Origin of the sequence: Parasutterella muris, assembly GCF_009767915.1 — a bacterium.
In the GTDB taxonomy this organism is placed as follows: Bacteria; Pseudomonadota; Gammaproteobacteria; order Burkholderiales; family Burkholderiaceae_F; genus Parasutterella; species Parasutterella muris.
Genome location: NZ_WSRP01000055.1, coordinates 1 through 8,672, shown reverse-complemented (window position 1 = coordinate 8,672; position 8,672 = coordinate 1). Strand labels below are relative to the sequence as shown.

Annotated in this window: 6 protein-coding genes; 1 reads left to right on the top strand and 5 read right to left on the bottom strand. The window is 50.4% G+C overall.

From position 1 onward, the window contains the following. Nucleotides 1-352: 352 nt before the first annotated feature. Nucleotides 353-823 (bottom strand): RepB family plasmid replication initiator protein, encoded by a 471-nt coding sequence (locus E5987_RS12000; RefSeq protein WP_160336316.1) that lies wholly within the window; start codon nucleotides 821-823, stop codon nucleotides 353-355. 398 nt (nucleotides 824-1,221) lie between these two features. Between E5987_RS12000 and mutM the strand changes: the two genes are divergently transcribed. Further along, the gene (gene mutM / locus E5987_RS11995; protein ID WP_160336315.1) at nucleotides 1,222-2,067 is read left to right on the top strand and encodes a bifunctional DNA-formamidopyrimidine glycosylase/DNA-(apurinic or apyrimidinic site) lyase; all 846 of its coding nucleotides are present in this window, start codon (nucleotides 1,222-1,224) and stop codon (nucleotides 2,065-2,067) included. Nucleotides 2,068-2,106: 39 nt separating this feature from the next. On the opposite strand, the gene E5987_RS11990 is transcribed toward mutM, so the two are convergent. The 4 genes from E5987_RS11990 to E5987_RS11975 all read right to left on the bottom strand — a co-directional run. Then, nucleotides 2,107-2,463, bottom strand: coding sequence for a YgiW/YdeI family stress tolerance OB fold protein (locus E5987_RS11990; protein WP_160336314.1), 357 nt, complete (start codon nucleotides 2,461-2,463; stop codon nucleotides 2,107-2,109). A 368-nt stretch (nucleotides 2,464-2,831) separates the two neighbouring features. Beyond that, nucleotides 2,832-3,545 (bottom strand): respiratory nitrate reductase subunit gamma, encoded by a 714-nt coding sequence (gene narI, locus E5987_RS11985; RefSeq protein WP_160336313.1) that lies wholly within the window; start codon nucleotides 3,543-3,545, stop codon nucleotides 2,832-2,834. Beyond that, on the bottom strand, nucleotides 3,545-5,149 hold the full coding sequence (narH, locus tag E5987_RS11980) for a nitrate reductase subunit beta (RefSeq protein ID WP_160336312.1): 1,605 nt from the start codon (nucleotides 5,147-5,149) through the stop codon (nucleotides 3,545-3,547). The genes narI and narH overlap by 1 nt, the downstream gene beginning before the upstream one ends. Beyond that, nucleotides 5,146-8,672: nitrate reductase subunit alpha (locus tag E5987_RS11975; RefSeq protein ID WP_160336311.1), on the bottom strand; the 3,527-nt coding region annotated here is incomplete at its 5' end. The genes E5987_RS11975 and narH, both read right to left, overlap by 4 nt.

Here is an 8,672-nt window from a genome sequence, read left to right as displayed (position 1 = left end):
AAAGTAAAAACAAGTGAAAAAATAAGAACCACGTAGGTTCTCGAAAAAATTTAGAGAACTATTCTCCTAAAGTCGGGTTCTAGAATAAAGCCTGCATGCGCAAATATTTATCCCGCTTTCGATTCGTGTTCTGATGCAAAACTCAATGGTGATTTGTACGAAATTTAAATATAAATATCGGGATGTTCCAGAAGCGTTTTTCGATATGCCGTTTCAGTATCCCGATTAGAGTTTTTTGATTGTTGATATTCAGAGCGGCCGCCGATAAATTTTAAGGATTTCGTTTAAATAATTGTGGTCTTTTTCGCATATTTACAGCTGAACCCTTCAGGAAAAGCTTTTTTCTTAGCGGCTAATTTCCTGACTCGTCACCAAACAGCCCTAATTCTCTCTGGATGGGAGAAGACTTTTTTTCACGAATCTGAAGAGATTTAAGAATATCCGGAAGGTAAAGTTTGACCATGTCGGAGAAAAGGTAGCCGACGGCTTTATCGTCTTCGTAATAACGAAGCTGTCCAAGCCAGCGATAGAACTCCATATCCTCATCGCTTTCGGCTTCGATCCCGCCGCGAATCATGACAAACTGATCAAAGAGTGAGGAGGATTCCTTTTGAAGTGTTTCGAAAGCGAGCTGAGGCTCCATGTCTCTTAATAAAGAGATATCTGCGGCAGTCACCGGATAGAAGGCTTTTAAGTCTATCGCGTCCGAAGTTTTCCCCGATAAGATGAAAGAAAGGATCTCTGCCTGGACAGCAGTGAGCTCCAAAACACTCTGGAGAATATCCTCTTTATATAAGGTTCCGCTTTTAGACTTGGTCTTCATGATAATTCCGCAAATGATTCGAAGAAATTCTAGCAGTTTGCCTTATTCAATAGGTTTCTGCCGAGGCTTTTGCGAAGGTTGGGCGATACTTTCAGCCGCATGAATCGATATAGTACATATGTACTTACTACATAGAAACCCTAGGTGTGATGTGGTATAAAAGCGACTATATTGTTCGAAAGGCAAAGCAATGGAGCTGCAAAATGGCAGAGAGTAAATCTCAGGAGCAAGAACTATTGATGCGTCGAATCCCTTCAGTGAAGAGACTCGACTCGGTTCGTCTAGATAGTATTCAGATGCCTTCATTTTTGCTCTCTCGAGATCGTTCGGTACGTCGCACATCAAAAGTTCGTACGTGGTTATTCGGCAGAGCTCAGACCACAAGCTAAGGAAGAAGCGTGCCTGAACTTCCTGAAGTGGAAATCACGAGACGCGGTATTTTGTCTCGAATTAAGGGACGAACCTCTACCGGCGCATTGGTGCGGGAGGCTCGGTTTCGAAAGCCCGCCCCTAAGAATTTATCCAACCTGATTCAAGGACAGGAGCTTCTGGATATAGAGAGGCGCGGCAAGTACCTTATCTGGAGGTTTGAACACGGTTCCATCGTTTCTCATTTAGGTATGTCCGGCGTTATGCGAGTGGTTAATCCGTTGGAAACGCCGCCCGTAAAGCATGACCATATTGATTTGAATTTCGGAGATCTAACGGTTCGTTATCACGATCCGAGACGGTTTGGATTCCTGGTATGGCTCGATGAAAGTGAAAACCCGTATGAAATGGCGGAAATACGAAAATTAGGGCCTGAGCCTTTTTCTGACGACTTTAACGCCAAAGATTTATTTGCCTCGCTTTCTAAAGTGTCTGTCCCGATTAAAGAGGCGCTTCTCAGCGGGAAACACGTTGTCGGAGTCGGCAATATTTACTGCTCGGAATCGCTTTTTAAAGCCGGGATCAATCCGTTTGTACCCGCAAATCTTCTTTCAAAGAAGCGCCTCGAAAAGCTCGTGAACGCGGTCAGGGAAGTTCTTGAAATTTCTCTTCAGGAAGGAGGATCGACACTGCGGGACTTTGTTTCGGCTGAAGGCGAGAAAGGATACTTTACGCTTAGCGCCTGTGTATACGGGAGAGAAGGCGAACCGTGCGTGAAGTGCGGCCGCCCGATTAAACGAGCGGTTCAGGCCGGGCGCGCGACATACTACTGTTCCCTCTGTCAGCGCATGACGCGAGGCGCAGCACAAAAATAAAGCTCGCAGACGTGCGGGCTCGAAATCGATAAATCTAAATTACTTCAGAATTTCGATCGGTTTCTTCACATCGTATTCAGTTTTCATCAGGTCTTTGTCGACTTCAACCGTCAGGCGAACGATGTTGTTCGGAGTGACAGTCTGACCGTTCCAGTATTTGTGGTCGATTTCGACATCGATGGTGCCGGAAGCATCTTTGAATTCATAATGATCGCCGCGGATGTTGCGTACGATGGAGCCTTCAATGATCGCATAGGCGTCATCAGGCAGAGATTTGAGCTGGGCAGTCGAAACCACCTGAGCTGCGCCCGGGCCCTGGAAACCGCCGGCAGCCTGTGCCGGAATCTGTGTGGCTAATGCACCGAAGAGCAGTGCTGCAAGAATTTGTTTTTTCATATTTATTCCTTTTAATATCAAACTTGAACGATAAGGGCCTTTGCTTATCTAGCCAACCGTTAGCGCTTATATTAGACCCCGGATTGTGAAAATACAGCGGAAAATCATTTCTATATGTGTCCATCAATTCTCGGTGTGAATTCATTATTTATCTATGAAAGTAAATTACTCTTAACGCATTGAATAATCAAAATAAAATAATCAATTATGTTAAAAAGACCACACTAGAAAACTATTAATGAATTTACTTATTTTGGTGTGTGTTCAGGCCGCAGCAATGACCGGCCTCTCATGAGCGTCTCAGCGCTTCTTTTTGGCAAAAGAAAATCCCGCGCTGATTTACGCGGGATTTTCAGGGAAGAGACGGATTACTTCATCGGCTTGCCGTTTGTTCTCATGATCTGATGAGGTCTCAGCAGATAGAACGGAGTGAAGTAGCCGCTCCAAATGTGAATCAATCTTGTGAACGGAACGATCAGGAAGATCATCAGTCCGGTGAAGATATGCCACTTCTGCCAGTCAGGAACCTGCAGGATCAGCTGCCAGGCATTCGGATCGAAGGTGAACAGTCCGCGAACCCATTCTCCGAAAAGAATAATGGTCGCGCCGGAGCGGTCATATTCGTATGAATTGATGACGCAGCAAATGCCCAGAACGATGACGGCAATCAGCAGAAAGAGGACTAAGAAGTCACTCGGTCTGGAGCTCGTGCGTACTCGTTCATTGAAGAGTCTTCTGCAGGTCAGGATCAAAAGACCCGTGATCGCGACGAGCGCGGAGAGGCCGCCCGCGATAATTTCCAGCATCTGATGGATGCGGGGCGTCAGCCCGATGTCGTCCAGGAGCCACGTAGGAGTAAAGAGTCCGAAGCAGTGGCCGCAGAAGAGGAAGATGACGCCGAGATGAAACAGGTTTGCACCTAAAGTCAGTCCGCGTTTATCTAGAATTTCGCTGCTTTGCGACTTCCAGCTGTAAGGCGCCAGAACGAAGCGGGCGATACTTCCTACAACGAGGACTGCCATCACGACATAAGGAAGCACTCCAAAAATCAGGTAGTGCCATATCAGAGTCCAATTACTCATTATTTGCCCTCCTGTACAGAGTCATTTGAGCGCTGATATTCTTCAAAGAGCGGAATAATCTTGCGATTCATCGGCCCTCCGAAGAGCGTATCGGCTCTTTGTCTCTGATCAAAGCCGCCGCCCGCGTTAAAGCCCTGTTCGCCCTGAAGCAGAACAGTTGCCTGATTATTGCGGTTGGCGCTCGGTACAACGAAGCGGTCCTTGAAGTCTGCAATGGCAAGCAGTTTATGCATATCGCAGACATCTTGGAGCGTTAAACCGAGCTGGCTGAGTCCTTCGTCAAATCCGGACCCTTCAAGCTGTTCGGGCAGTATTTCGCAGCTAAGGAACTGACTGATGCCGGCTTTGTCACTGTACTGACGAAGTACTGTTCTTTCCGCAAGCAGTCGGCTCAAAGCTTCCTGTACGGGCTTAATATTTCCTGCTGTCAGAAGGTTGGCCAGGTACTGAAGCGGAATTCGCAGACTTTCTAAGTCCGGAATAAATCCTTTCAGCGAAAGCTTGCCCACGTCGACCGCCTGAGCGATAGGCGAAAGCGGCGGTACGTACCAAACCATCGGCAGAGTTCTAAATTCCGGATGCAGCGGAAGCGCGATCTTCCACTTAGCAATCATCTTGTAGATCGGAGAGCGTTTCGCTGCTTCGACCCAGTCACGGCTGATGCCGGCTTCCAGAGCGGCAGCTTCAACTTTCGGATCGTTAGGATCCAGGAAAATCTGAGTCTGAGCTTCGTAGAGATCTCCGTCGTTCGGCGTAGAGGCCAATTCTTTAATACGGTCTGCGTCATAGAGCATGACGCCCATGTAGCGAATACGGCCAACGCAGGTTTCCGCGCAGACGGTCGGCATGCCGGATTCAACACGCGGATAGCAAAAAATGCATTTTTCCGCTTTGCCGGTTGACCAGTTGTAGTAGACCTTCTTATAGGGGCATCCGCTCATGCACATACGCCAGCCGCGGCACTTGTTCTGGTCTACCACGACAATGCCGTCTTCCTCGCGCTTATAAATTGAGCCTGAGGGGCAGCTTGCGACGCAGGCAGGATTCAGACAGTGTTCGCACAGGCGGGGCAGATAGAACATGAAGGTGTTCTTGTACTGCGCGTAGATATCACGCTCGACATTCTTGAGGTTAACGTCCTCAACAGTCTTGATATCGACACCGCCCAGGTTGTCGTCCCATGCGGCCGAGCCCTTGATCTTGGCCATTTTCTTGCCGGTGATGTAGGAAATCGGCTGAGCCGTGACGCAGGTTTTCATGCGGGGCGCTTTCTGCAGATTCTGATAGTCGAAGGTGAAGGGTTCGTAATAATCATCGATCTGAGGAAGTTTCCCGTTGCCGAAAATACCCGCTAAAAGTCCGAGCGTAGTGCCTCGGCGCAGGCGCAGTTTGCCGTTATGCAGCTCCCATCCGCCGGTCCATTTATCCTGATCTTCCCAGCGTTTCGGATAACCGACGCCCGGCTTGGTTTCTACGTTGTTGAACCATATGTATTCCATACCGGGGCGATTTGTCCATACGTTTTTGCATGTGACAGAGCAGGTATGGCATCCGATGCATTTGTCCAGATTTAGGACCATGCCGATTTGCGCACGAATCTTCATAGCGTACCTCCCTTCTTCGGCGCTTCCTCATCCATCCAATCGACTTTATTCATTTTTCTGACCCAAGCGAAGTCGTCGCGGTTCGGAGCGATTGTTCCATAGTAGTTAAAGGCATAAGAAAGCTGAGCGTAGCCTCCGATCATATGGGTCGGATTCACAATCACTCGGGTTGGAGAGTTGTGGTCTCCGCCTCTTTGTCCGGTGATTTCAGATCCCGGTGTATTGACGGTCTTTTCCGTAGCGTGCTGCATAATGCACAGACCCTCCGGCATACGGGAAGTGACAATCGCTCTTCCGACCACCGCGCCGTTGGCGTTCCAGCATTCGATCCAGTCGTTATCGACAATGCCGGCGTTATTCGCGTCGATGTCATTCATCCAAACGACGGGACCGCCTCTTGAGAGCGACAGCATGCGTTCGTTGTCGTAGTAGGTCGAGTGAATACCCCATTTCTGATGAGCGGTCATAAAGTTCAGAACGATGGCTTTATTACCGTTGTCGGCGATGTTCTCAAAACCTTTGAGCGCACGCTGATTGGCAGGAGCTCGATACTGAGCGAACTGCTGACCGAAAGCTCTCATCCAGCTGTGGTCCTGATAGAACTGCTGGCGTCCTGTTAACGTGCGCCACGGCAGCTTCATGTTGGTGTTCTGCCAGAACGCCACATACGGGATCTCGCTGTTTTCAATACCCGACCAGTCGGGCGCGGTGAAAGTCTTAGCGGGACGATGCGCAAGATCGTCGAAAGTGATCTTGTCTCCGATGTGTTCTTTAGAGAGGAAACTGCAGTCAACTCCGCATTGATCCTTCACGAAGGACCAGCTTCTATAAGAGAGCGCGCCGTTGGTTTCCGGCGATACACGCATAATGAAGTTGGCGGCGTTGATATCCGTCTCCATCTTGGGGCGTCCCTTAGCGACGCCTTCCTGGACGGTACCGTTGATTTGTCGCAGCTCTTCGATTTCCGGGTCCAGATCCCACTTGATGCCGCGGTTTCCACCGCCGTTCTTAGAAAGGAGCGGACCGACAGACGTGTATTTCTGATAGATGGTCCGATAATCACGCGGAATGACGTGAATCAGCGGCGCGGTTTTACCCGGAATTAAGTCGCATTCATCGAGGTACCAGTTCTTAACATCAAGCGCCTGGCCGAGCTCGTGCGGGCTGTCGTGTCCAAGCGGTGTCAGAACGACATCGGTTACTTCGGCGAAGTCCTGCGGATATTCAGCGGCCATTTCGGAGAGCTTCTTTGCGATGGATTTAAACGTATCCCAATCGCTTCTGCCTTCCCAAGAGCACTGAACTGCTTTTACGAACGGATGGATAAAGCTGTGCATATCCGTCGTATTGATATCGTTCTTTTCGTAGAACGTGGCTGCAGGAAGCACTATGTCCGAATAAATGGACGTGGTGCTCATGCGGAAGTCCATATTGACGAGCAGATCAAGCTTGCCTTCAGGCGCGGGACGTTTTGTCTGTAGCTGCGGAATCAGCGCCGGGTCTTTGCTGTCAAGCTCCTGGCCAAGTACTGCGTTCTGCGTGCCAAGCAAATGCTTCAGGAAGTATTCCTGACCTTTGCCTGAGGAGCCGAGCACGTTGCTTCGCCAAATGAAGAGGTTTCTCGGCCAATTCTCTTCAGCGTCTAAATCCAGGCAGCTGAAGGATATGGATTTGTTTTTAAGCTGTTCAATCAAGTAAGCCTGCGGGTCTTTTCCGGCTTTAGCCGCCCGGGAGGCGATCTCAGTCGGATTGACGTTTAACTGCGGTGCCGACGGCAGCCAGCCCATCAGTTCGCTTTTTACGTTGTAATCAACGTATGTTCCGTTATAGACCTTAGTGTCAGCAAGCGGAGAGAGCATATCGCTCAGCGGAATACGTTCATAGCGCCACTGATCGGTGTGCTCGTAGAAGTAGCTCGTTGAATTCATGTGCCGCGCGGCCGGTTCCCAGTCCTTAGCAAAGGAGTATTCGCTCCAGCCTGCTTCCGGTCTGATTTTTTCCTGACCCACATAATGGCACCAGCCGCCGCCTGTGACGCCGCATGTGCCGCACATCAAAAGAATGTTAATGATGGAGCGGTAGGTATTGTCTGTCTGGAACCACTGGTTGACGCCCGCGCCCATGAGCACGCAGGCGCGCCCCTTGGTCTTGGAGGCCGCAGTGGCGAATTCGCGGCCGAGCGTGATGGCGTACTGCGGTTCTACTCCGGTGATCTTCTGCTGCCAAGCCGGAGTGAACGGAATGTTGTCCTCGTAACTCTTTGCGCATTCTCCGCCTAATCCGCGGTCAACGCCGAGGTAGCTTCCGAACAGATCAAATACGGTTGCGCAGTAAATTTCCTTGCCGTTGGCGATGACTTTTTTAACCGGGACCTTACGGACCATGATATCGGAGGGCATCGCATTGTTGGGGAAGCCGTCTCTTTCTCTGCCGCCGAAATACGGGAAGCAGACATCGATAACCGCGTCGGAGTCCTTGACAAACGTGAGTTTAGGCTTTACGGATTTTCCGCTTTCGCCGTCCACTTCGTGCAGGTTCCATTTGCCGAGGTCCTGACCTTCTTTCTGTCCCCAGCGGTAGCCCATAGAGCCCTGCGGGACAGCAAGTGAATCATCTAATTCATTCCAGACGACGGTTTTCCATTCCGGGTTGTTGGTCTTATCGGCACTGTAGCCGATGTCGCATGCGCGAAGGTATCTTCCTGCGGTGAACCGGCCGTCCTCACGGGGCTCCATGGTCACAAGGACCGGGAAGTCGGTGAGATTGCGGCAGTACTCGGTGAAGTACGGATCAGGATGCTCGTAGTGGAACTCTTTAAAGATGACATGGCTCACCGCCATTGCGAAAGCCGCGTCGGTAGCCTGTTTGGGATGAATCCACCAATCCGCATCTTTTGTCACTTCAACGTAGTCCGGGCAGACATTGACGACCTTAGTGCCGTTGTAGCGGCATTCAGTCAGAAAGTGAGCGTCCGGAGTACGCGTCATCGAAATATTGGTGCCCCAAACAATGATGTAGCTCGAGTAGTACCACGCTTCGGATTCCGGTACGTCGGTCTGTTCTCCCCATGTTTGAGGAGAAGACGGAGGAAGGTCGCAGTACCAGTCATAGAAGGAAAGAAGGGCTCCTCCGATCAGACTCAGATAGCGAGTGCCTGCTCCGTATGAGACCATGGAATAGCCCGGAATCGGCGAGAAACCGGAAATGCGGTCGGGACCGTATTTCTTAACGGTATAGAGGTTGGCTGCGGCAATAATTTCGAGCGCCTCATCCCATGTTGTGCGAACAAGACCGCCCAAGCCGCGAACGGACGTATAGGACTTTCTCGCCTGTTGGTCCTCGACGATGCTTGCCCACGCTTCAAACGGTTTCATCGTCTTGCGGGCGTTTTGCCAAAGTTCTTTGAGTTCGGCTCTGATCAGCGGGTGTTTGACGCGTGAAGCAGAGTACAGATACCAAGAGTAGCTTGCGCCTCTCGGGCAGCCTCTCGGTTCATGATTCGGTACTCCGGGCGGGGTGGGCG